Genomic DNA, 22421 nt, shown 5'->3' with positions numbered 1-22421 from the left:
TCAAACGCCCGCCTCGCGCGGGCGTTCTTGCGTCTGAACCCGCTATACTTGCGGGCTTCGCGGAGAGGTGGATGAGCGGTTTAAGTCGCACGCCTGGAAAGCGTGTGTGGGCTAATCCCCACCGCGGGTTCGAATCCCGCCCTCTCCGCCAAAGACCTTGCAAAAAAGCCCAAGTGATTGATTCACTTGGGCTTTTTTCATGGCTTGTCGGAACTGGCTGACTCACTCCGGGCTGTCAGGCTCCAGACCCTCCATCAGCTCGATCAGCTCGTCCAGCGTGGCGTAGAAGCGGTCGATGAAGTCGCGGCCGATGTGGGCTTCGAGCGTCTGGTAGACCGCCTCGATCTGCGGCGCCATCGCGGCGGCGAGGGCGCGGCTGCGGTCGGTCAGCGTGACCGAGACGCGGCGGGCGTCGTTGGCGTGGCGTTCGCGGTGGACCAGGCCCAGGTCGTCCATGCGCGCGAGCACGCCTGCCAGGCTGGGGCTGGAGATGCGGCAGACGTCGACGATCTGGCGCGGCTCCAGCGGGCCGCGTTCGAGCAGCGCGCGCACGATGCGCCACTGCTGCTCGGTCACGCCATGCGCGTTCAGCACCGGGCGGAACTGCGCGATCACGCTCTCGCGCGCATGCAGCAGCAGCAGCGGCAGGTTGCGGTGGCGCAGGCCGGTGTCGCGACCCTTGGCGGATCGGCTGCGGCCCTGGGGTTTGTTGTCGGTTGACATGCTCACATCTTAGCGAATACATTGCTAACACATTAGTGAATGTGCCGGCCATGCCTCCCTTTCCTGACTTGCCAGACATGGATGTCGCCCCTTACCGCCTCAGCGGCGTGGTGGTCGCGGCGCTGCTGAACCACCGACCGCAGTGGCAGGCGCTGGGCGATGCCGTACACCTGCCGCCCTACAAGGCGCCCGCGCGTGCGCCGGTGCTGGCGGTGCGCCCGCGCAACACGCTGACGGGGCCCGGCGCGCGCGTCGCGGTCGGCGCTGAGGGCGTGATGGTTGGCGCCTCGCTGGCCATCGTCATCGGCCGCGCCGCCTGTCGCGTCGATGTGGCCGAGGCCCTGGCCCATGTTGCGGGCTACACGATCGCCGTCGACCTGTCCGTGCCGCATGACAGCCACTACCGGCCGGCGGTGCGGCTGCGCGCCCGCGATGGCTCCTGCGTGATCGGCCCGGCGGTCGTGCCGGCCGCCCGCATCGCCGCGCCCGATGCGCTGACCGTCAAGGTCGACATCGGCGGCAACACCGTCCAGGCCACCGACACCGCCGACCGGGTGCGTGGCGTCGCGCAACTGATCGCCGATGTCAGCGAGTTCATGACCCTGCAAGCCGGTGACCTGCTGCTGCTGGGCGAGCCCCATGGCGCGCCCGTGGCGCATGCCGGCGACGATGTCGCCGTGTCCATCGAGGGCCTGGGCCGCTTGTCCTTCGGGCTGGTGAACGACCTCGGGAGCCCCGCATGAAGACCGCCCGCGTCGCCTTTGCCGGCGCCATCCACACGGCCCATCCGCACCCCACCGGCCTGCAACTGGTCGATGGTCGCGTCTTGTCCGAGGATCAGGTCGTCTGGCTGCCACCGTTCGAGGTCGGCAGCGTCATTGCGTTGGGCCTGAACTATGCCGACCACGTCAAGGAACTGAGCAAGGAACTCACCATAGGCTCAGCCGATGAGCCACTGGTCTTCCTCAAGAGCGCGGGCAGCCTGCTGGGGCATCGTGGCGTGACACGCCGGCCGGCTGGCGTGGCCTTCATGCACCACGAGTGCGAGCTGTCCGTAGTGATTGGCAAGACCGCCCGGCGTGTCAGCCGCGAACAGGCGATGGACCATGTCTGGGGCTACACCGTCTGCAACGACTACGCGATCCGCGACCACCTCGAGAACTGGTATCGCCCCAACCTGCGCGTCAAGAACCGCGATGGCGGCACGGTGCTTGGCCCCTGGTTCGTCGATGCATCTGACGTGCCCGACCCGCATGCGCTGGCCTTGCGAACGCTCGTCAATGGCCGCGTGACGCAGCAGGGCAACACGGCGCAGATGATTCACGACATCCCCGCCTTGATCGCCTATCTGAGCGATGTCATGACGCTGCGCGCTGGTGACGTGATCCTCACCGGCACGCCCGACGGCGTCGTCAACGTCGACGAGGGCGACGAGGTCGTCACCGAGATCGACGGCATCGGCCGGCTCGTGAACCACATCGTTGGCGACGCCGTGTTCGGCCGCTGACGCACACCTTCCGTTTGGAGACTGCCATGCGCATCCAGCACCTGATCGGCGGACGACCCGTCGACAGCACCGCCACCTTCGAGACCGTCAACCCGGCCACCCAGGAAGTCCTCGCCGAGGTCGCCCGTGGCGGCAAGGCCGAGGTTCAGGCCGCCGTGCAGGCCGCCAAGGACGCCTTCCCGGCCTGGGCCTCACGCCCGGCCACCGAACGGGCCGCGCTGATGCGCAAGCTGGGCGAACTCATCACGAAACATGTGCCCGGGCTGTCGCGCACCGAGACGCAAGACACCGGCCAGACCATCTCGCAGACCGGCAAGCAGCTGGTGCCGCGCTCGGCCGACAACTTCAACTACTTCGCCGAGATGTGCACCCGCGTCGACGGCCACACCTACCCGACGCCCACGCACCTGAACTACACGCTGTTCCATGCGGTGGGCGTGTGCGCGCTGATCAGCCCGTGGAACGTGCCCTTCATGACGTCGACGTGGAAGGTCGCACCCTGCCTGGCCTTTGGCAACACCGCCGTGCTGAAGATGAGCGAGCTGAGCCCGCTGACCGCCGCACGCCTGGGCGAGCTGGCGCTGGAGGCCGGCATCCCGGCCGGCGTGCTCAACATCGTGCACGGCTACGGCAGCGAGGTGGGCGAGCCGCTGGTCGCGCACCCGGATGTGCGTGCCATCTCCTTCACCGGCTCGACCGTGACGGGCAACCGCATCGTCCAGAGCGCGGGCCTGAAGAAATTCAGCATGGAGCTTGGCGGCAAGAGCCCCTTCGTGGTCTTTGCCGATGCCGACCTGGACCGTGCGCTCGACGCCGCGATCTTCATGATCTTCAGCAACAACGGCGAGCGCTGCACCGCCGGCAGCCGCATCCTGGTCGAACGCAGCATCTACGCCGACTTCGCCGAGCGCTTCGCCGCACGGGCACGCCGCATCACCGTGGGCGACCCGATGGATGAGCGCACCATCATCGGCCCGATGATCAGCGCAGCCCATCTGGAGAAGGTGCGCCGCTACATCGAGCTGGGCCCGAAGGAGGGCGCCACGCTGCTGTGCGGCGGGCTCGATGCGCCCGATCTGCCAGCCCCTCTGCAACGCGGCAACTTCGTGCGCCCGACGGTCTTCGCCGACGTCGACAACCGCATGCGAATCGCGCAAGAAGAGATCTTCGGCCCGGTGGCCTGCATCATCCCGTTCGACGACGAGGCCGATGCGATCGGCCTTGCCAACGACATCGCCTACGGCCTGTCGAGCTACGTCTGGACCGAGAACATCGGCCGCGCCCACCGCGTCGCCGCCGCGATCGAGGCGGGCATGTGCTTCGTCAACAGCCAGAACGTGCGCGACCTGCGCCAGCCCTTCGGCGGCACCAAGGCCAGCGGCACCGGCCGCGAAGGTGGCACGTGGAGCTACGAGGTTTTCCTCGAACCGAAGAATGTTGCGGTGTCGATGGGCTCGCACCACATTCCTCACTGGGGAGCATGAGATGGGCCAAGTCGCCCTCGCCGCCAAGATCACCCACGTCCCGTCGATGTACCTGAGCGAGCTGCCCGGTGCCCGCCACGGCACGCGCCAGGACGCCATCGACGGCCACCGCGAGATCTCGCGCCGATGCCGTGAGCTGGGCGTGGACACGCTGGTTGTGTTCGACACGCACTGGCTGGTCAACGCGAACTACCACATCAACTGCGCGCCGCATTTCAAGGGCAGCTACACCAGCAACGAGCTGCCGCACTTCATCGCCAACCTGGCCTTCGAGGCACCCGGCAACCCCGAGCTGGGCCAGTTGCTGGCGCGCGCCTGCACGGCCGAGGGCGTCGAAACGCTGGCCCATCATGCGACCACCCTGAATCCGGAATACGGCACCCTGGTCCCCCTGCGCTACATGAACGCCGACCAGCATTTCAAGGTGATCTCGGTCTCGGCCCTGTGCACGGTGCACTACCTCAACGACAGCGCCCGGCTGGGCTGGGCGATGCGCGAGGCGATCGAGCGCGAGTACGACGGCAAGGTTGCCTTCCTGGCCAGTGGCTCGCTCAGCCACCGCTTCGCGCAGAACGGCCTGGCGCCCGAGTACGGCTTCAAGGTCTGGAGCCCCTTCCTGGAGACGCTCGACCGGCGCGTGGTGCAGATGTGGGAGAACGCCGAATGGCCGGCCTTCTGCGAGATGCTGCCGGAGTACGCCAGCAAGGGCCACGGCGAGGGCTTCATGCACGACACCGCGATGCTGCTGGGCGCCCTGGGCTGGAGCGGCTACGACGGCCGCGCCGAGGTCATCACGCCCTACTTCGGCGCCTCGGGCACCGGCCAGATCAACGCCGTCTTCCCGGTCACGCCGCAGACCGGGGCGACGGTGCCGCAGCCGCAGGCCTCGCGGGCCACCGGCTACCGCGACATCTCGCGGCTCTGACAAGAACCTGCAAGGGAAGGCCGCCATGCCCCATCTCGTGATCCTCTACACCGCCACGCTGGACCGCCCGGCGGACCAGGGCGGAGCCGACATGACGGCGCTGTGCCGCGCGCTGGCCGACGCCATGGTCGAGCAGCGCGACGAGACCGGCAAGGCCGTCTTCCCGGTCGGCGGCGTGCGCGTGCTGGCCTACCCCGCCGCCCACCATGCCGTGTCCGACGGCGGTGCGGCCGGGCGGGCCGCTGGCGGCGATGGTGTCTACGACTTCGTCTACCTCAACCTGCGCATGGCACGCGGGCGCAGCGCGGCCGTGCACCGGCAGGTCGGCGAGGCGTTGACGACGTGCGCCCGCAGCCACTTCGCGCCGCTGCTGGCCACGCGCCACATCGGCATCACGCTGCAGGTCGATGAAGGCGCGGAAGTCTTCGATGCCAAGACCAGCACGCTGCATCCGCTGTTCCAGCCGCCTGCCGGCACCACACCGAAAGCCTGAGGCCACAGAACCATGCTCGCCCCCGACCTGATCGAAGAACTGGCTCAGCAGCTGAGCCAGGCCCGACGGACCCGCACGCCGCTGCGCCAGTTCTCGCGCCAGTACCCGGAGATGACGATCGAGGACGGCTACGCCATCCAGCGCGCCTGGGTGCGGCTGGAGCTGGCCGCCGGCCGCACGATCAAGGGCCGCAAGATCGGCCTGACCTCGCGCGCCATGCAGCTGTCCAGCCAGATCACCGAGCCCGACCACGCGCCGCTGATGGACGACATGTTCTTCGAGTCCGGCGGCGACATCCCCTTCGATCGCTTCATCGCGCCGCGCGTCGAGGTCGAGCTGGCCTTCATCCTCGGCAAGCCGCTGCAGGGCCCGGGCGTGACGATCTTCGATGTGCTGTCGGCGGCCGACTACGTCGTGCCGGCCATCGAGATCATCGACGCCCGCATCGAGCAGTTCGACCGCGAGACCCGCGCCATGCGCAAGGTCTTCGACACCATCAGCGACTTCGCCGCCAACGCCGGCATCGTGCTCGGCGGCCGGCCGGTGCGACCGCTGGACGTCGACCTGCGCTGGGTCGGCGCGATGCTGCACAAGAACGGCGTGATCGAGGAAACCGGCCTGGCCGCCGGCGTGCTGGGCCATCCGGCCACGGGCGTGGCCTGGCTGGCCAACAAGATCGCCCCCTACGGCGAGGGCCTGCGGGCCGGCGACGTCGTGCTGGCCGGCTCCTTCACACGGCCGACCCCGGCGCTGGCGGGGGACAGCTTCCACGTCGACTACGGGCCGCTGGGCTCGGTGTCCTTCCGATTCGCCTGAAGCCTGATCCACAGACGAGGAGCCCCGACATGTCCGATGCCCACGTGCGTCCGGCCCGCTTCAGCGCCGAGGAATGGGCGGCCCGCGTCCAGCTCGCGGCCTGCTACCGCATCTTTGCCCACCTGGGCTGGTCCGAGCTGATCTACAACCACATCTCGCTGCGTGTGCCGGGTGGTGACAGCGGCGAGTCCCATTTCCTGGTCAACCCCTTCGGCCTGCACTACAGCGAGGTCACCGCCTCCAACCTGGTCAAGGTCGACACGGCAGGACGCATCGTCGGCCACAGCGATTGGCCGATCAACCCGGCCGGCTTCACCTTCCACGGCGCCATCCACGCCACGCTGCCCGATGCCCACTGCGTCATGCATGTGCACACCACGCCGACGCTGGCGGTGTGCTGCACGCAGGACGGCCTGAGCTACACCAACTTCTACGCCGCGCAGCTCTGGGGCAAGGTGGCGTATCACGATTTTGAGGGCATCACGGTGCACCTCGACGAGGGCCGCCGCATCCTCGCCAGCGCCAATGGCAAGCCGGTGCTGCTGCTGCGCAACCACGGCCCGGTGGTGATCGGCCACAGCCTGGCGCAGGCCTTCAGCCTGATGTGGCTGGTGCAGCGCGCCTGCGAGGTGCAGATCGCGTCGCAGGCGCTCGGGCCGCTGCGCGTCATTCCCGTGCCGGTGCTCGAAGGCTGCGTGCGCGACTCGCTGAACTTCGACCCGCGCTTCGGCGCCGGCCAGGACGCCTTCGCCGCGATGCAGCGCCTGATCGACCGCATCGACCCGGGCTACAGGGCCTGAGGTCGCTGCGCTGCTGCCGCGAACCCCACGACCCCACGACCCCACGACCGTTCGACCGCACGACCCCACGAGGACACCGCCATGCTCCCGATCCCCCGCAACACCTTCCGCGACGCCTTGCGCGCCGGCCAGCCGCAGATCGGCCTGTGGGTCGGTCTGGCCGATGCCAACGCGGCCGAGGCGCTGGCCTGCACCGGCTACGACTGGCTGCTGATCGACGGCGAGCACGCGCCCAACGATCCTCGTTCGGTGCTCGACCAGCTGCGCGCCGTCGCGCCCTATCCCTGCCACGCGGTGGTACGGCCGGTTCAGGCGGACGTCGCGCTGGTCAAGCAGTACCTCGACATCGGCGCGCAGACGCTGCTGGTGCCGATGGTCGACACGCCCGAGCAGGCCCGCCTGATGGTGCGGGCCATGCGCTACGCCCCCGAGGGCATCCGCGGCATGGGTGCGGCGCTGGCGCGGGCCTCGCGCTGGAACCAGGTTGACGACTACCTTGAACAGGCCAACGGCCAGATGTGCCTGCTGGTGCAGGCCGAGAGCACCGAGGCGATCGCCAACCTGCGCGCCATCGCCGAGGTCGACGGCGTCGACGGCGTGTTCTTCGGCCCGGCCGACCTGTCCGCCTCGATGGGCCTGCGCGGCCAGCCGAACCACCCGGACGTGCAGCGCGTGATGCTCGACGGCATCGCCACGGTGCGCGCGGCCGGCAAGGCCGCCGGCATCCTCAGCGCCGACCCCGCCACGGCGCAGCGCTACCTCGATGCCGGCGCGCTGTTCGTCGCCGTCGGCGTCGACACCAGCCTGCTGGTCAAGGCGGCCAAGGACCTGCGGCAGCGCTTCCGGCCCACCTTGTCGTGAACCTGACAAGCCTGTGCAGGTGCAGGGTTTCGACCGTCAGACGTCATTCATGGGGGGGGTGGCAAACTTGACGCATGTCATTTTTCATATATCCCGTCGTCGTCGACCTGCCCACCGACCGGACAGGCTGGGCGGTCGTGGTGCCTGACCTGCCGGGCTGCTTTGCGGGCGGCAACTCATTGGCCGAGGCCATGGCGGCGGCGCGGGGTGCCGTGATCCGGTGGGTGGTGACGGCCCGGGCCGAAGGCCTGGCGGTGCCGCCGCCGTCGTCCATCGAGGCCCTGCAGGCGATGCCCGACTACCGGGGCTGGGTGGTGCGCACGATCCAGGTTGAACTGCCGGACTGAGCGGGCCTCACGGGGTCACGACAGACCCCGATAGCGGCCCGGCTTGTGGTTCATGGCCAGCACCAGGTTGACCGCAACGGCGCCCAGCACCGACCAGGCCACACGGCTGACGTCGGTGGCCGCCAGGGCGCCCAGCACGATGCAGACGTCCACGCCCATCTGGAAGGCGCCGGCCCGGATGCCGTGGCGTTCTTGCAGCCACAGCGCCAGGACCCCGATGCCGCCCAGGCTGGCGCGGTGGCGGAACAGCACCAGCAAGGCCGTGCCCATCAACACACCGCCTGCCAGCGCCGCGTAGCCGGGGGCGACACGGTCCAGCGCGATCCACTGCGGCGTGGCCTCGCTGAGCGCCGAGATCAGCCCGACCGCCGCCAGCGTGCGCAGCGCGAAGGCGCGGCCCAGGTGGCGCCAGGCCAGCCAGGCGAAGGGCAGGTTGATGGCGAAGAAGATCGCACCCAGCGGCCAGCCGCTGCGGTAGTGCAGCAAGAAGGCCAGGCCGGCCGTGCCGCCGGTGTAGAGCCCGACCTTCTGGAACAGCACCAGGCCCAGCGACATGAACAGCGTGGCCGACAGCAGCGCCATGCCGTCCTCGACCGCGCCGTGGCGCTGGTCGTCGTCAGGCTCTGTGCTTGTCTGGCTCATGCACCGAGCCCCTGCGTGTCGACACGCACCAGCATCAGCCCACGCAAGCTGTTGCAGACCGCGACGGCTTCGGCGCGCATCAGGTCGGCGCGGCTGATCTCGCGTTCGACCGGCAAGGGCGAGAGCACGCAGCCGGGCTCGCCGGCCAGCACCGCCGCGCGCATCACGCCGGGCAGCAACTGGCCACGCGCGGGCGGCGTCAGCCATCGGCCGTCCAGGCGGATGAAGACGTTGCTGCGCGAGCCTTCGCTCAGTTGGCCGTCGGCGTCGACGAACAGCAGGTCGAAGGCACCGGCCAGTTCGGCGTCATGCATCGCCGCGTCGTAGGCGGCGCGCCGCGAGGTCTTGTGGCCGAGCAAGCCGGCTTCGGTCGGCGGCACCTGCTGGGTCGACAGCAGCACGCGGCGCGCGGCGGCCTTGAGCGGTGCCAGCGGCGCATGGCGCAGCGTCACGCCGCCGTCGGCTGACAGGTCCAGGCGGACGCGGTGGGGCGTGCGCGGCAGGTCGCGCAGGGTCGCGAGGAGGCGCGCGCGGACGTCGTCGGCGTCCAGCGTGAAACCGAGTTGTCCGGCGCTGCGGGCCAGCCGGGCCAGATGGGCATCCAGACGCAGCAGCCGACCGTCTTCGGCACGCAAGGTCTCGAACAGCGTGAAGCCGGGGTCGAAAGCGGTGACAAAACGGGCCTTGAGCTGGACCTCATCGGCCTCGGCCGTGGCGATGGAATCGAGCACGATGCCCGCGCCAACGCCCAGCGTGGCCGGGCGCCGGCCGCCGTCGTCGGGTGACACCGGCGGGTCCAGCGTCAACGTGCGGATGGCGACGTTCAGGCAGAAGGGCCCGACCGCCAGGCCACTGCCAGCCGGTGCCGCGTCGACCCAGCCGATGGCACCGCAGTACAGGCCGCGCGGCTGTGGCTCGATGCGGTGGATCAGTTCCATCGTGTGGCGCTTGGGCGCGCCGGTGATCGAGCCGCAAGGGAAGAGCGCGCGCAGCACCTCGGCCAGGCCGGTGGTGGGTGGCAGTTCAGCTTCGATGGTCGAGGTCATCTGCCAGACCGTGCGGTAGGGCTCGATCTCGAACAGCTTGGGCACCCGGACCGTGCCGGTGCGGGCGATGCGGCCGAGGTCGTTGCGCAGCAGGTCCACGATCATCAGGTTCTCGGCCCGGTTCTTCGGGTCGGACTGCAGCCGCTCGGGGCTCCAGGCGTCGGCCAGCGGATCGGGCTGGCGTGCGGCGGTGCCCTTCATCGGCTTGGCGGTCAAGATGCCGACCGGGCCGTGGCCCGTCTTGCCGTGTTCATCGGCCTTGTCGTGAAGGTCGTGAAGGTCGCGAAGATCGTGTCGCACGAACAGTTCCGGCGAGCAGCTGAGCACCCAGCGCCCGTCGGGGCGGTGCATCAGCGCGCCATAGGGCACCGGCTGGCGCTGGCGCAGGCGCCGGTAGAGCGCACGCGGGTCGCCCCAGGCCTGCGCGGCGAGCCGCACCGTGTGGTTGACCTGGTAGGTCTCGCCCGCGCGGATCCAGGCGTGGATCTGCTCGATCGCCGCGAGGTAGGGCGCGCCGAAGGTGTCATCGCCACGCACGTTCGCGCGTTCGCCTTGCCAGCGGCTGAAGCCCGCCGGCGTGTCGGGGGCATGGGCATCCAGCCAGCGCGACACGCCGTCGGCATCCAGGTGTTCACAGCGCTCGAACAGCAGCACGCTGAAGGCGCCGCCTTGCGCGGGCGCGGCATGGGCCGAATCGGCGAACTGCAGGCGCACGCCCCATTCGTAGTCGGCCAGCACGATGGCGTGGGCGCCCTCGGCCAGCGCGTGGGTCAGCGCGGCACAGGTGGCCTCCAGCGTGGCCGGGTCGTCGCAACGCAGCTCGCGCAGGAAGCCGGTGCACAGCCGGCTGCTGGGCGACGCGGCCGTGGCATGCGCGTCGTCGAGCAGGGCGAAGACCGGTGCGCGGGTCGGGTCGTCCGGGCTCATGCGGCACCGGCCGGCACAGCGGCTTCCACCACCATCTGCACCCGTTGCCGTCCTTGGTACTCGTCGATGTTGAGGCGATAGGCCAGCCGCACGCGCGGGGGCAGGGCGTCGGTGTGGCCGAACCAGATCGCGTCGCGCAAGGTGCCGGCATGGCGCACGCTGAGCTTGAGGTGCTTCTCGCCGACCAGGCGCTGGTTGACCACGTCGACCTCGTCGCTGAACAGCGGTGCCTCGAAGGCCTGACCCCAGACCTCGGCGTCCAGCAGGCGCACCAGGGCCGGCTCGAAGCTGGCGGCGTCCAGCGGGCCGTCGGTGGCCAGCCGGCGTTGCAGCGCGGCGGCGTCCAGCCATTCGGCGGCGACCTGTTGCAAGGCGCTGGCGAAACGCTCGACGCCATCGGCCGACAGCGTGCAGCCGGCGGCCATGGCGTGGCCGCCGAACTTCTTCAGCAGCTCGGGCTCGCGCTTGGCGACCAGGTCCAGCGCGTCGCGCAGGTGGAAGCCGGGGATGGAACGGCCCGAGCCCTTGAGCAGGCCGTCGCCACCGCGCGCAAACACGAAGGTCGGGCGGTGCAGGCGTTCCTTGAGCCGGCCGGCGACGATGCCGACCACGCCCTCGTGGAAGTCCTCGTCGAACAGCACCAGCGCGGCCGGCGGCTCGCCTTGTGGCATCAGGCGTTCGAGCAGGCGCTCGGCCTGGTCCTTCATGCCGGACTCGACCTCGCGGCGCTCGCGGTTGATCGCGTCCAGCGCCTGCGCCAGTTCGGCGGCGCGGCGCGGTTCCTCGCACAGCAGGCAGGCGATGCCCAGGCTCATGTCGGCCAGACGGCCGGCGGCATTCAGGCGCGGGCCCAGCGCAAAGCCGAAGTCGGCCGCGCTGGCACGCGTCGGATCACGCCCGGCCGCCGCAAACAAGGCGGCGATGCCGGCCTGCATGCGACCGGCGCGGATGCGCTTCAAGCCCTGCGCCACCAGCCGCCGGTTGTTGGCATCGAGCCGGACCACGTCGGCCACGGTGCCGAGCGCGACCAGGTCCAGCAGGGCGTCCAGGCGCGGTTGGCTGGCGGCATCAAACGCGCCGCGACGGCGCAGCTCGGCACGGGTGGCCAGCAGCACGTAGAACATCACGCCGACACCGGCGATGGCCTTGCTGGCGAAGCCGCAGCCTGGCTGGTTGGGGTTCACGATCACGTCCGCCTCGGGCAGCGTGACCGCGCCGCTGGCGTCGCAGGCCGGCAGGTGGTGGTCGGTCACCAGCACACGCAGGCCGCGGGCCCGGGCATGGGCGACGCCAGCGAGGCTGGCGATGCCGTTGTCGACGGTGATCAGCAGGCGAGGGCGGTCGGCCTCGGGCCGGTCCATCGCCAGGTCGACGATGGTGGGCGTCAGGCCGTAGCCGTGCACGGCCCGGTCCGGAACGATCTGCTGCAAGGTGCCGGGCTGCGCGCCCAGCATGGCCAGGCCCCGCAGCGCCACCGCGCAGGCCGTCGCGCCGTCGCAGTCGTAGTCGGCCACGACGACCAGGCGCTCGCCGGCCTGCAGCGTGTCGGCCAGCAGCATGGCGGCCTCGCGCGCGCCGAGCAGTTCGTCGGGCGGCAGCAGGCGGGCCAGGCCGTCGTCCAACTCGTCGGCGCTGCGGATGCCGCGGGCCGCAAACAGCCGCGCCAGCAGCGGGTGCACGCCGGCCTGTTCGAGCGCCCACACCGCGCGGGGCGGGACATCGCGGGTGGCGATCTGGGGTGAGCTCATCACAGGTCTTTCAGGGTGTCGACCACGGCCACGCCATCGGCCTTCAAGAAGCGTTCGCGCAGGCCGTGACCCAGGCGTTGCCAGGTCCCGGCGCTGTCCTGCCGCCAGGTGCGCGCCCGGCGCTCGCCGCACAGGCTGATCGCCAGCGGCAGTCCGGCGCGGGCGCGGGCCAGCAGGTCGGCCAGCGTGCCGGCTTCGAGCGCCTGCCAGGCGGCGACCCAGCCGGGCCAGTCGCCAGCCAGCAGGGTGCTGCGCAGGCGCTCGTCGACCGTCACGCCAGGCAGCGGTGCGGCCGGCTGGGCGATGCCGCAGCCGCTCAGCCAGAAGGAGTTGACGGTCCATTGCCGCGCGGCGTCGCGGGCCTCGTTGAGCGGGTGTTCATGCCACAGCATCTGGGCCTCGACCTGCAGGCGACGGGCCCGGCGCGCCTCGGGCGTCTTGCCCAGCCAGAGGTCCAGGCTGCGGCCGATGGCGCGGTCCGGCGAGGCCAGGGCCAGCGTCGCCAGGCCCGGGTGACGGGCATACCAGCGCAGCGGCGCGCCCCACAGCAGTTGCCAGCCTTCGGCCTCGAAGGACGGCCGCAGCAGCTCGAACAGCGTGCGCGATTCGGCCTCGGTCAGCTGCAGCTGCGCCGGGTCGATGAGGTTGACCGAGTCGCTGCCGACCTGCCAGTGCACCGGCGTGACCAGGCCCCAGGGCAGCGGATCGCCGGGGACCACATCCAGCCCATCAGCGGCCGCTGCATGGGCCGCCAGCGGCCACAGGCCGTCGGCGCCTTGCCAGCCGTGCAGGTGGGCCAGCAGGGTCTCGTGCGGGGCGCTGAGGGTGTATTCCTCGTCGCCGCGCTGGGCCTCGGAGAGATGCCGGTCGGTGTCGTCGACCTGGCTCAGGCGGGCCAGCAGCGCCTGCAGCGTCGGCAGGCGCAGCGTGTTCAGCGCCGCCAGCGCGGCATCGGACAGGGCGCTGGCATGGGGCAGGATCAGGTGAGGGCAGGCGTCAGGGCTCAAGGCGGGCGGGCTCGGATGGAAGGACGGCGGACAGCGCCAAGCGGTGTCGATCGGTCGGCAAGGCCGGCGGATTATCGGCGTCGACCCCGGGCCAGCCGGGGCCCTCGGGTAGCATCGCCGCCCCATGAACTGGCCCTATGAAATGCGCATCGGTTGGCGCTACACACGCGCTGGCCGAGGCGGTCGCCGCAACGGCTTCATCTCCTTCATCTCGGGCGTGTCGATGCTGGGCATCGCGCTCGGCGTGGCCGCGCTGATCATCGTGCTGAGCGTGATGAACGGCTTCCAGAAGGAGGTCCGTGACCGCATGCTCAGCGTCGTCGCCCACGTCGAGGTCTACGGCGCCAGCGGCCAGCCGATCGAGGACTGGGCCGCGCTCGGCGAGCGCCTCAAGCAGAACCCGCAGGTGCAGGGCGCGGCGCCCTTTGTGGCCGCGCAGGCGCTGATCGCCCGGGGCGAGGACATGCGCGGCGTGATGGTCCGCGGCATCGACCCGGTCCACGAGGCCGACGTGACGCCGCTGGGCGCGCAACTCAAGGACGGCGTGCTCTCGCGCCTGCAGCCGGGCGAGTGGGGCGTCGTGCTGGGCAGCCAGCTGGCCCGCAGCCTGGGCGTGCAGGACGGCGACTCGATCACCCTGGTGACACCGAGCGGCCAGACCACGCCGGCCGGTGTCGTGCCGCGTCTGAAGCAGGTCCGCGTGGTGGGCATCTTCAACGCTGGCCACTACGAATACGACAGCGGCCTGGCGCTGATGCACATCGACGACGCCGCCCGGCTGTTCCGCACCGGCGGTCCGCAGGGCGTGCAACTGCGGCTGGCCGACCTGCAACAGGCCCGCGCGCTGGCCGCGCAGATCGGCGGCGAGCTGGGTCTGGACTATCTGGTGCGCGACTGGACCCGCACCAACGCGACCTGGTTCGATGCCGTGCAGATCGAGAAACGCATGATGGGCATCATCCTCACGCTGATCGTCGCGGTGGCGGCCTTCAACCTCGTCTCCACGCTGGTGATGACGGTGACCGACAAGCGCGCCGACATCGCCATCTTGCGCACCCTGGGCGCCAGCCCGCGGTCGGTGATGGGCATCTTCATGGTGCAGGGCGCGACCTCGGGCGTCATCGGCACGTTCGGCGGCCTGGTGCTGGGGCTGCTCGTGGCCTTCAACGTCGACGTGATCGTGCCCGCCATCGAGCGCCTGCTGGGCCTGAGCTTCCTGCCCGGCAACATCTACCTGATCAGCCGCATGCCCAGCGACCCGCAACAGGCCGACATCCTGCCCATCGTCGTGACGTCGCTGCTGCTGGCCTTCGTCGCCACGCTCTACCCGAGCTGGCGCGCCAGCCGCGTCAACCCGGCCGAGGCGCTGCGCTATGAATGAGCCGAAGGATGTGAGCGACGCGGGCCCGGTGATCCGCGCCACCGGCCTGACCCGGCGCTATCAGGAAGGCGGCGCCGCAGGGCTGGACGTCACCGTGCTGCGCGGCGTCGACCTGACGATCTCGCGCGGCGAGGTCGTCGCCATCGTCGGTGCCTCCGGCTCGGGCAAGAGCACGCTGCTGCACCTGCTGGGCGGCCTGGACGCGCCGAGCAGTGGCAGCGTCGAGCTGCTCGGCCAGCGCCTGGACCGGCTCGATGCCACCGAGCAGGGCCGCTGGCGCAACCGCCACCTCGGCTTCATCTACCAGTTCCACCACCTGCTGCCCGAGTTCAGCGCGGTCGACAACGTCGCCATGCCGCTGCTGATCCGGCGCGAGCGCCCCGATGTCGCCCGCGACACCGCCGCCCAGGTCCTCGCCGCCGTTGGCCTGGGCCCGCGCATGTCGCACCGGCCGGGCGAACTCTCGGGTGGTGAACGTCAGCGCGTGGCCATCGCCCGCGCCCTGGTCACCCGCCCGGCCTGCGTGCTGGCCGATGAGCCGACCGGCAACCTCGACCGCGAAACCGCCGGCCAGGTCTTTGACCTGATGCTCAGTCTGGCCCGCCACCAGGGCATCGCCTTTGTGCTCGTCACCCACGACCTGACGCTGGCCCAGCGCTGCGACCGGGTGCTGCGGCTGGACAAGGGCGCGATCGTGGGTGGGGCGCAGACCCAGCCAGGGACGTCTGCGGCTTGATCAGCCCCGCTCGCCCACCAACCGCTCCAGACACTGCTCCCGGATCCCGTAGAAGGCCTTGATCTCGGCGATCTGGCTGCGGATCTTGTCGGCGTGGGTGGCGTCGTGGCGGGCGCGCTTGACGGCCAGGATCATCTTGTTCTTGTTGGTGTGCTCCAGCGACACGAACTCGAAGACCTGGGTGTCGTAGCCGGCGGCATCCAGCAGCAGGGCGCGCAGGCTGTCGGTGACCATCTCGGCCTCCAGGCCCAGGTGGACGCCATGGCGCAGCAGGGCGCGCAGCGGGCCGGGGGGCTGGAGCTGGCCGCGCAATTCCTTGTGGCAGCACGGCGAGCACATGATGATGGACGCGCCCGCGCGCAGGCCCAGGTCGATGGCGTGGTCCGTGGCGATGTCGCAGGCATGCAGGGCGACCATCACATCGAGTTGCGGCGGGGTGTAGTCGCGCACGTCGCCCGCGTCGAAGCGCAGGCCGTCGCAGGCGTGGCGGCGGGCACTGGCCTCGCACAGCGTCACCAGCTCCTGCCGCAGTTCGACCCCGGTGACCTCGGCCCGGCGGCCTTGCGCCACCAGCCACTGGTGCATCGCAAAGGTCAGGTAGCCCTTGCCGCAGCCGAAGTCGATGACCCGCACCGGCTCGCCCGAGGCCACGCGCTGCGGCGCGCCCAGCGCTGAGCGGCCCAGGGCATCGGCCAGGATCTCGGTGAAGCGGTTGATCTGTTTCCACTTGCGCGCCATCGACGGCACCAGCCGGGCATCGGCGCTGGCCAGGCCCAGGTCGACCCAGGCTGGCTGGGCGATGTCGAGCAGGCGGTGCTTGCTGCGGTTGTGGCCGTCGCCCGGCGTGGCGGCAGAGGCCGACTCGGCTGCGTCGTCATCGACGGCAGCCGCCTGCGCATCGGCCACCTTGCGCTTGCCGACCTGCAGCCGGAACTTCCAGCCGCCACCCTTGCGGCGCGCGCCGAACTGGATCTCGTGGCGGCGGGTGTCGAGGTGGGCATGGGCGAAGCCGGCGGCATCCTGCGGGTCCAGCAGGCTGGCGACCAGGGCCAGGCCTTCGGCCGGGGTGAGGTTCTTGGTGATGTCGCGGGTGGTGTGCCGCCAGACGAACTGCAGGGCCGCCTCGCCGCGCAGCATCAGCGGCCGGACGATGACCCGGTCCAGGTCGGCCGGCTCGCCGTGGTGCTGGCTCAGGATCAGGCGCTGCAGCGGATCGGCGGCGGTCGCGCCGCCCAGCGTGGCGGTTTCGAGCAGGCGCAGGAAGCGGGCGCGGTCGTCCGGGGCGGACGCGGTGGCCGTGTCGGCCGCCGGGATCAGGTTCGTGAACATCGCGCGATTGTCGGTGTGGACGCGGCGCGTTACCCATCGGATGCGGGTTCGGCGCTATCTTTGCGGGCTGTCCCAGCCCCGTCACGACAACATCCAGGAGACCGAGATGCAGGTCCCTCGCATCGAAGCGCAACGTCTCGAACGCATGCAGGCCATGCCCGTCTTCGGCGCGGTCAGCGCCCGTGCGCTGGAAGACCTGCTGACGCCGCTGCGGGTCCGGCAGGTCGCGGCCGGCGGCTACTTCTTCCGCCAGGGCGAGGACGCCTGCTCGATGTATGTGCTGGAGTCCGGCACGGTCGAGGTCCGCAAGCGCTGGCATGGCCACGACTACCTGCTGCGCACGCTCGGTCCGGGCGACGTGTTTGGCGAGATGGCGCTGATGGACCCGTCACCCCGCAACGCCTCGGTACGGGCCGCCGACGCGTGTTCGGCCATCGAGGTCTCGCCCGACGACCTGCTGCGCCTGTTCGAGCACGATCCGGAGCAGTTCGCGCTGATCCAGATGAACCTCGGCCGCGAGGTCTGCCGGCGCCTGCGCGCCACCGACGAGCAGTTGTTCCGCGCCACGGTGGGCGAGGGGCCGGCCACGGTCGACAGCGTCTTCCAGGCGCTGTGAGGCCCGCGTCGCTGGGCGTCTGGCGACCTCGACAATCGCGCACATGAGCTTGCATCTGCCCTGGCGCCTGGCCGCCTTCATCGTCCTGAGCGGCTCGACCGCTGCGCAGGCTGCGGCGCTGGCGACCTGCCACGTCACCTACGGCGGCGAGACCGTCGACCATGCCGTCGCGGCCGTCGACGATCCGCACGCGGTGCCGACCGTCGCGGTCGGCTCCTACTTCCTGATCCGCTTCGTGCTGCAGACCCGGCCGGTTGCGCTGGCCGCCTTCAAGGCCTATGTCTACGCCGACCGCAGCGATGCCCCGGTGCTGATCCACCAGCTCGACGTGGCCTGGCCACCGACGCCTTCGCCGCGCGGTCGACCCGGGGGCTACACCGGCCTGCACCGCGTCTACGAGCCGGTGCGCGATGGCGAACTGCAGTACTGGTGCGAACGACGTCCCGCGCAGGAGGCCCGATGAACACGCGCGACCTGACGATCTCGCTGCTGGCCGGCATGGCGCTGCTGCTGTCGTGGCCGACCCATGCGGCGCCGCCCGAGCCTGCGCCGCAGGCGGTGCGCCTGCTCTTCGTCGGCGACCTGATGCTCGACGACGGGCCGGGCCGCACCATCGCCGCCGGTGGCGACCCGCTGGCGGCCTTCGACCCCTGGTTCCGCGCCGCCGATGCTCGCATCGGCAACCTCGAACTGCCGGTGGCCCGCAGCGGCACGCCGCTGGACAACAAGATCTACACCTTCCGCGCAGACCCGGCCGCGCTGCGGGTGCTCAAGGGCCGCTTCGACGCGCTGGCGGTCGCCAACAACCACTCTGGCGATTACGGGCCTGCCGCCTTCCTGGAGACGCTCGACCATGTGCGCGCCGTCGGCATCCTGCCCTTCGGCGGCGGGCGCAACCTGCATGAGGCGCACCGGCCGCTGTGGCTCGAGCGGGGCGGGCTGCGCATCGCCGTGCTGTCCTACAACGAGTTCAAGCCGCGCCGCTTCGAGGCCGGCCCCGACTGGCCCGGCATCGCCTGGAGCGAGGACAGCCAGGTGGTGGCCGACATCCGCGCCGCCCGCCGCGCCGGCGCCGACCTGGTCATCCCCTTCATGCACTGGGGCTGGGAACGCGAGCCGCAGCCCGATGCCCGCCAGCGTGCGCTCGCCCGGCTGATGATCGACGCGGGCGCGGATGCGGTGGTGGGCGGCCATCCGCACGTCACGCAGGGTGCGGACGTCTACCGGGGCAAGCCCATCATCTGGAGCCTGGGCAACTTCGTCTTCGACGGCTTCGAGCTGCCCGCCGCGCGCGAGGGCTGGCTGCTGGCACTGACGCTCGACCGGCGTGGCGTGCGGGACTGGCACACCGTGCTGGCGCGCATGGACGAGGCCGGCACGCCGACCCCCGACCTGACCGTGCCGACCCCCTGCGGCCGGCGCGGCTGGCCGACGGTGCGGACCTGCGTGGCGGTTCGACCGGTGCGCTGATCGGCTGCCCGGCCATCGCAAAGTCGCCGCGGACGCCATCCCGCGTTCGCGGGACGGCAAGCCGTGACATCGGTAAGGGCATGGAACGGCTGTGTCCGGCGTGACAGATGCACGCTTTCCGGCGCCTCGCGCCGCGCAAGATCGGCGCCTTCGCAGACCTGGAAGTGCCCGATGCCATCCCACCGATCTTCTGCCCAGACCCGAGCCAGCCGGCTGGCCGCAGGCTTGCTGACGGTCGTGGCGCTCATGGCGCTCATGACGCTGGCTGCTTGTGGCGGCGGCTCGTCGGGCAACAACGAAGCGCCGATCCGCTCAGACGCCGAGGCGGTGCGCTTCCTCGACCAGGCCAGCTTCGGTGCCACCGAGGCCGACATCGCGGAGGTCCGGCGGCTGGGTGCGGGCGGCTGGATCGACGCCCAGCTGGCGATGCCGGCGACGTCGGCACGCGCCTTCTGGGAAGGGCTGGATGCGGCCAACCGGGCGACGGACCCGGCGGCCGTCAGCCGCAACGAGGTCCAGTTCACCTTCTGGCGCAACGCCGTCACGGCGCCTGACCAGCTGCGCCAGCGGGTGGCCTGGGCGCTGTCGCAGATCTTCGTGGTCTCGGCCGCCGACTCGAACGTCGGCGAGCAGCCGCGCGGGATCATGGCCTACCACGACCTGCTCGCCAGCGCCGGCCTGGGCAGCTACCGCGAGCTGCTGCGCCAGGTTTCCCTGAGCCCGGTGATGGGCGCCTACCTCTCGCACCTGCGCAACCAGAAGGACGACCCGGCCACCGGCCGCGTGCCCGACGAGAACTACGCCCGCGAGGTCATGCAGCTGTTCTCGATCGGTCTGGTCGAGCTGAACACCGACGGCAGCGTGCGCCGCAACGGCACGGCCGCGATCGAGACCTATGACGCCGCCGACGTCAGTGGCCTGGCGCGTGTCTTCACCGGCTGGAGCCTGCCCTGCGGCGACCAGAGCAATGCCTGCTACTTCGGCTGGAGCAGCGCGCCCGCGCCCGATCCGGATGCGTGGATCAAGCCGATGTCGCCCTACGGCCGCTTCCATGCGACCGGGCCCAAGGCCTTCCTGGGCAGCACCGTGGCCGACCAGGGCAGCACGCCGGACGCGCAGGCCAGCCTGAACCGGGCGCTCGACACGCTGGCCTCGCATCCCAATGTCGCGCCCTTCATCGGCCGCCAGCTGATCCAGCGCTTGGTGACCAGCAACCCGAGCCCGGCCTATGTGGCCCGCATCTCGGCGGTCTTCAACCGCACCGGCGGCCACCTCGGCGCGGTTGTCAAGGCCATCTTGCTGGACGAGGAGGCGCGCCGCGCGCCCGACGTGGCCGATGTCGAAGCCGGCCGGCTGCGCGAGCCGGTGCTGCGGCTGGCGCGGCTGCTGCGGGCCTTCGGTGCGCGCTCGGTCAGTGGCGCCTGGCGCATCGGCAACACCGACGATCCTGCCAACTCGCTGGGCCAGTCGCCCTGGCGCTCGCCCTCGGTCTTCAACTTCTACCGGCCCGGCTACGTGCCGCCCAACAGCCGGGCTGGTGCGCTCGGGCTGACCGTGCCGGAGATGCAGATCAGCCACGAAACCAGCGTGGCCGGCTATGCCAACCACCTGCGCAGCGTGCTGCAGAACAACGGCGTGGGCGACATCCCGACCGGCCAGACGCTGCGCGATGTCCAGCTGCCGCTGGACAACGAGCGGGGCCGCGCCGAGCAGCCCGACGGCCTGGTCGGCTGGGTCGATGCGCGCCTGTTCGGTGGGGCCATGCCGGCGGAACTGCGAAGCGAAATCGTCGCGGCGGTCGCCAGCGTCAACGTCCCGGCGCTGACTGCGAGCAATGCCGACACCCGCAACAACGCGCTGCAGAACCGGCTGCGGCTCGCGATCTATCTGGCGATGGTCTCGCCCGAGTGGCTGCTGCAGTCCTGAGGAGTACACCGCCATGACACGTTCAACACGCACCCAAGATCCCCTGCACGGCCTCGGTCCGCAGGCCCGCCGGACCTTTCTGCGCCAGTTCGCGGCACTGGGTGCCGGGGTTGTGCCCAGCGCCTTGCCGCTGGCCACCTTGCTGGCGGCCAGCACACAGGTGTCGGCCCAGACAGCCGGCGGCTACAAGGCACTGGTGTGTGTCTTCCTGGCCGGCGGCAACGACGCCTGCAACACCGTGCTGGACACCCGCACAGCGCCCTGGGCGGCCTACCAGTCGGTGCGCAACCAGGCACCCGACAGCCTTGCCTTGCTGGCCGCCGGCACTCCCGCAGACACGTCGACGGGCGCCAGCGTGCTGGCCCGGCTGGGCGGCGTGCGGCCACTGGCCATCGCCGGCGCGGGCCTGGCGCTGCACCCGAGCCTGGCGCAGCTCGCGCACATCCACGACACCCGCCGCCGGCTGGCCGTTGTCGCCAATGTCGGGCCGCTGATCCGCCCGACCACCAAGGCGCAATACGCCAGCGCCACACACGCACGTCCGCCCAAGCTGTTCAGCCACAACGACCAGCAGAACTGGTGGCAGGCCCTGTCGCCCGAAGGCGCTCGCAGCGGCTGGGGCGGGCGCATCGCCGATGCGCTGATGGGCGGCAACTCGCAGGCCATGTTCACGGCGGTGTCGGTCAGCGGCTCCAGCATCTGGCTGGCTGGCGAACAGGCGCGCCAATACCAACTCAGCAACAACGGCGCGATCCGCATCGGCGGCAGCGGCACCACGCTGTTCGGCTCGGCCCAGGCCAAGACCGCGATGGCGCGTGTCATGACCGGGACCCGTGCGGACGGCAGCCGCCGGGTATCCAGCCTGCTGGCGCTGGACCATGCCGACGTGGTGCGTCGCTCGATCGACGCCGAAGCCACCTTGAGTGCCGCGCTGCAGGCCGCCGGCACGGCACCCTGGGGCACGCCGGCCGGTGGCACGGCGACCTACTCGGCCGATGCCGATCCGCTGCTGCGCTGGACCCATCCCTTGACCGGCAACGTCGCCACCAACGGCCTGGCACGCCAGCTTCAGATGGTGGCGCGCTGCGTGCAGGCCGCTCCGGCGCTGGGCATCACGCGGCAGGTCTTCTTTGTCACGCTGGGCGGCTTCGATACCCACGACGGCCAGAACCGCCGCCATGCCGAGCTGATGGCCCAGCTCGACCACGGCCTGAACTACTTTGACAACGTGCTGGCCGCCATGGGCCAGTCGGCCAATGTGACGACCTTCACCGCCTCGGACTTCGGCCGCGCCTTCACGAGCAACGGCGACGGCACCGACCACGGCTGGGGCGCCCACCACCTGGTCATGGGCGGCTCCGTCCGGGCTGGTCTGCATGGCCAGTGGCCGGTGCTGGGCGTGAAGAACACGGCCAACAACGACTTCGACAGCAGCCCCGACCAGTTGCGCAACGGCGCCTTGCTGCCGAGCAGCTCGGTCGACCAGATGGGGGCCACGCTGGCGGGCTGGATGGGCGTGGGCGCGAGCGATCTGGCGACGATCTTTCCCAACCTCGCCAACTTCGACACGGGCGTGCGCAACCTCGGCTTCATGGCCTGAACGCCAAACAAAAAAAGGGCCTGCATCGGCAGGCCCT

At 70.7% G+C, this 22421-nt stretch carries 22 protein-coding genes and 1 tRNA gene; 17 read left to right on the top strand and 6 right to left on the bottom strand.

Translation table 11 applies throughout. The features are described from left to right. Positions 1-61 precede the first annotated feature (61 nt). Positions 62-151: transfer RNA gene (locus EV685_RS01315), tRNA-Ser, on the top strand. Positions 152-222: 71 nt separating this feature from the next. Here EV685_RS01315 and hpaR read toward each other — a convergent pair. Beyond that, entirely contained in the window at positions 223-723 is a 501-nt protein-coding gene (gene hpaR / locus EV685_RS01310) for a homoprotocatechuate degradation operon regulator HpaR (protein WP_130480193.1), read from the bottom strand. 77 nt (positions 724-800) lie between these two features. On the opposite strand from hpaR, the gene EV685_RS01305 reads away from it, so the two are divergent. The 9 genes from EV685_RS01305 (at position 801) to EV685_RS01265 (ending at position 7956) form a co-directional block, all read left to right on the top strand. Beyond that, the gene (locus tag EV685_RS01305; RefSeq protein WP_242615359.1) at positions 801-1466 is read left to right on the top strand and encodes a fumarylacetoacetate hydrolase family protein; all 666 of its coding nucleotides are present in this window, start codon (positions 801-803) and stop codon (positions 1464-1466) included. Then, positions 1463-2230 (top strand): fumarylacetoacetate hydrolase family protein, encoded by a 768-nt coding sequence (locus tag EV685_RS01300; RefSeq protein ID WP_130480191.1) that lies wholly within the window; start codon positions 1463-1465, stop codon positions 2228-2230. Before EV685_RS01305 ends, EV685_RS01300 begins: the two co-directional genes overlap by 4 nt. Positions 2231-2256: 26 nt before the next feature. Continuing rightward, positions 2257-3714 (top strand): 5-carboxymethyl-2-hydroxymuconate semialdehyde dehydrogenase, encoded by a 1458-nt coding sequence (gene hpaE, locus EV685_RS01295; protein ID WP_130480190.1) that lies wholly within the window; start codon positions 2257-2259, stop codon positions 3712-3714. A gap of 1 nt (position 3715) precedes the next feature. Further along, positions 3716-4639 (top strand): 3,4-dihydroxyphenylacetate 2,3-dioxygenase, encoded by a 924-nt coding sequence (gene hpaD / locus EV685_RS01290; protein WP_130480189.1) that lies wholly within the window; start codon positions 3716-3718, stop codon positions 4637-4639. Between the two features lie 25 nt (positions 4640-4664). Then, entirely contained in the window at positions 4665-5132 is a 468-nt protein-coding gene (locus EV685_RS01285) for a 5-carboxymethyl-2-hydroxymuconate isomerase (protein WP_130480188.1), read from the top strand. A 12-nt stretch (positions 5133-5144) separates the two neighbouring features. After that, positions 5145-5948, top strand: a complete 804-nt coding sequence (gene hpaH, locus EV685_RS01280) for a 2-oxo-hept-4-ene-1,7-dioate hydratase (RefSeq protein WP_130480187.1) — start codon at positions 5145-5147, stop codon at positions 5946-5948. 29 nt (positions 5949-5977) lie between these two features. Continuing rightward, a complete protein-coding gene (locus tag EV685_RS01275; protein ID WP_130480186.1) occupies positions 5978-6748 on the top strand; it encodes a class II aldolase/adducin family protein in 771 nt (256 codons plus the stop codon). 81 nt (positions 6749-6829) lie between these two features. Further along, positions 6830-7609 (top strand): 4-hydroxy-2-oxoheptanedioate aldolase, encoded by a 780-nt coding sequence (gene hpaI, locus EV685_RS01270; protein ID WP_130480185.1) that lies wholly within the window; start codon positions 6830-6832, stop codon positions 7607-7609. Between the two features lie 74 nt (positions 7610-7683). Beyond that, positions 7684-7956: a type II toxin-antitoxin system HicB family antitoxin gene (locus EV685_RS01265; RefSeq protein WP_130480184.1), complete on the top strand. Its 273-nt coding sequence runs from the start codon at positions 7684-7686 to the stop codon at positions 7954-7956. A gap of 15 nt (positions 7957-7971) precedes the next feature. Here the strand turns inward: EV685_RS01265 and EV685_RS01260 are convergent, their stop codons facing one another. Genes EV685_RS01260 through EV685_RS01245 form a run of 4 tightly spaced genes read right to left on the bottom strand, consistent with a single transcriptional unit; the run spans position 7972 to position 13326 of the window. Beyond that, complete coding sequence (locus EV685_RS01260; protein WP_130480183.1) at positions 7972-8598, bottom strand: YitT family protein; 627 nt, start codon at positions 8596-8598, stop codon at positions 7972-7974. Then, positions 8595-10571, bottom strand: a complete 1977-nt coding sequence (locus EV685_RS01255) for a bifunctional chorismate-binding protein/class IV aminotransferase (RefSeq protein WP_130480182.1) — start codon at positions 10569-10571, stop codon at positions 8595-8597. The genes EV685_RS01260 and EV685_RS01255 overlap by 4 nt, the downstream gene beginning before the upstream one ends. Continuing rightward, on the bottom strand, positions 10568-12319 hold the full coding sequence (recJ, locus tag EV685_RS01250; RefSeq protein WP_130480181.1) for a single-stranded-DNA-specific exonuclease RecJ: 1752 nt from the start codon (positions 12317-12319) through the stop codon (positions 10568-10570). The genes EV685_RS01255 and recJ overlap by 4 nt, the downstream gene beginning before the upstream one ends. After that, a complete protein-coding gene (locus EV685_RS01245) occupies positions 12319-13326 on the bottom strand; it encodes a hypothetical protein (RefSeq protein ID WP_130480180.1) in 1008 nt (335 codons plus the stop codon). Before EV685_RS01245 ends, recJ begins: the two co-directional genes overlap by 1 nt. A gap of 124 nt (positions 13327-13450) precedes the next feature. On the opposite strand from EV685_RS01245, the gene EV685_RS01240 reads away from it, so the two are divergent. Together EV685_RS01240 and EV685_RS01235 are read left to right on the top strand one after the other, a co-directional pair. Then, positions 13451-14707, top strand: coding sequence for a lipoprotein-releasing ABC transporter permease subunit (locus EV685_RS01240; RefSeq protein ID WP_130480179.1), 1257 nt, complete (start codon positions 13451-13453; stop codon positions 14705-14707). Further along, complete coding sequence (locus EV685_RS01235; protein ID WP_207224733.1) at positions 14700-15443, top strand: ABC transporter ATP-binding protein; 744 nt, start codon at positions 14700-14702, stop codon at positions 15441-15443. Before EV685_RS01240 ends, EV685_RS01235 begins: the two co-directional genes overlap by 8 nt. Here EV685_RS01235 and EV685_RS01230 read toward each other — a convergent pair whose 3' ends face one another. After that, positions 15444-16772 carry a class I SAM-dependent methyltransferase gene (locus EV685_RS01230; protein ID WP_130480178.1) on the bottom strand — a complete coding sequence of 443 codons (1329 nt, stop codon included), beginning with the start codon at positions 16770-16772 and terminating at the stop codon, positions 15444-15446. A 106-nt stretch (positions 16773-16878) separates the two neighbouring features. Between EV685_RS01230 and EV685_RS01225 the strand changes: the two genes are divergently transcribed. The 5 genes from EV685_RS01225 to EV685_RS01205 all read left to right on the top strand — a co-directional run bounded on the left by EV685_RS01225 (position 16879) and on the right by EV685_RS01205 (position 22384). Further along, positions 16879-17388, top strand: coding sequence for a Crp/Fnr family transcriptional regulator (locus EV685_RS01225; RefSeq protein WP_242615358.1), 510 nt, complete (start codon positions 16879-16881; stop codon positions 17386-17388). A gap of 43 nt (positions 17389-17431) precedes the next feature. After that, a complete protein-coding gene (locus EV685_RS01220) occupies positions 17432-17851 on the top strand; it encodes a hypothetical protein (RefSeq protein WP_130480177.1) in 420 nt (139 codons plus the stop codon). Then, positions 17848-18858: a CapA family protein gene (locus EV685_RS01215; protein WP_207224732.1), complete on the top strand. Its 1011-nt coding sequence runs from the start codon at positions 17848-17850 to the stop codon at positions 18856-18858. Before EV685_RS01220 ends, EV685_RS01215 begins: the two co-directional genes overlap by 4 nt. Before the next feature lie 171 nt (positions 18859-19029). Beyond that, a complete protein-coding gene (locus tag EV685_RS01210) occupies positions 19030-20784 on the top strand; it encodes a DUF1800 domain-containing protein (RefSeq protein WP_242615357.1) in 1755 nt (584 codons plus the stop codon). 13 nt (positions 20785-20797) lie between these two features. Beyond that, on the top strand, positions 20798-22384 hold the full coding sequence (locus EV685_RS01205; protein ID WP_130480176.1) for a DUF1501 domain-containing protein: 1587 nt from the start codon (positions 20798-20800) through the stop codon (positions 22382-22384). Positions 22385-22421 lie beyond the last annotated feature (37 nt).

This window comes from Sphaerotilus mobilis, from assembly GCF_004216565.1.
Classification (GTDB): Bacteria; Pseudomonadota; Gammaproteobacteria; order Burkholderiales; family Burkholderiaceae_C; genus Sphaerotilus; species Sphaerotilus mobilis.
This window is presented reverse-complemented; position numbering and strand designations above follow the sequence as displayed.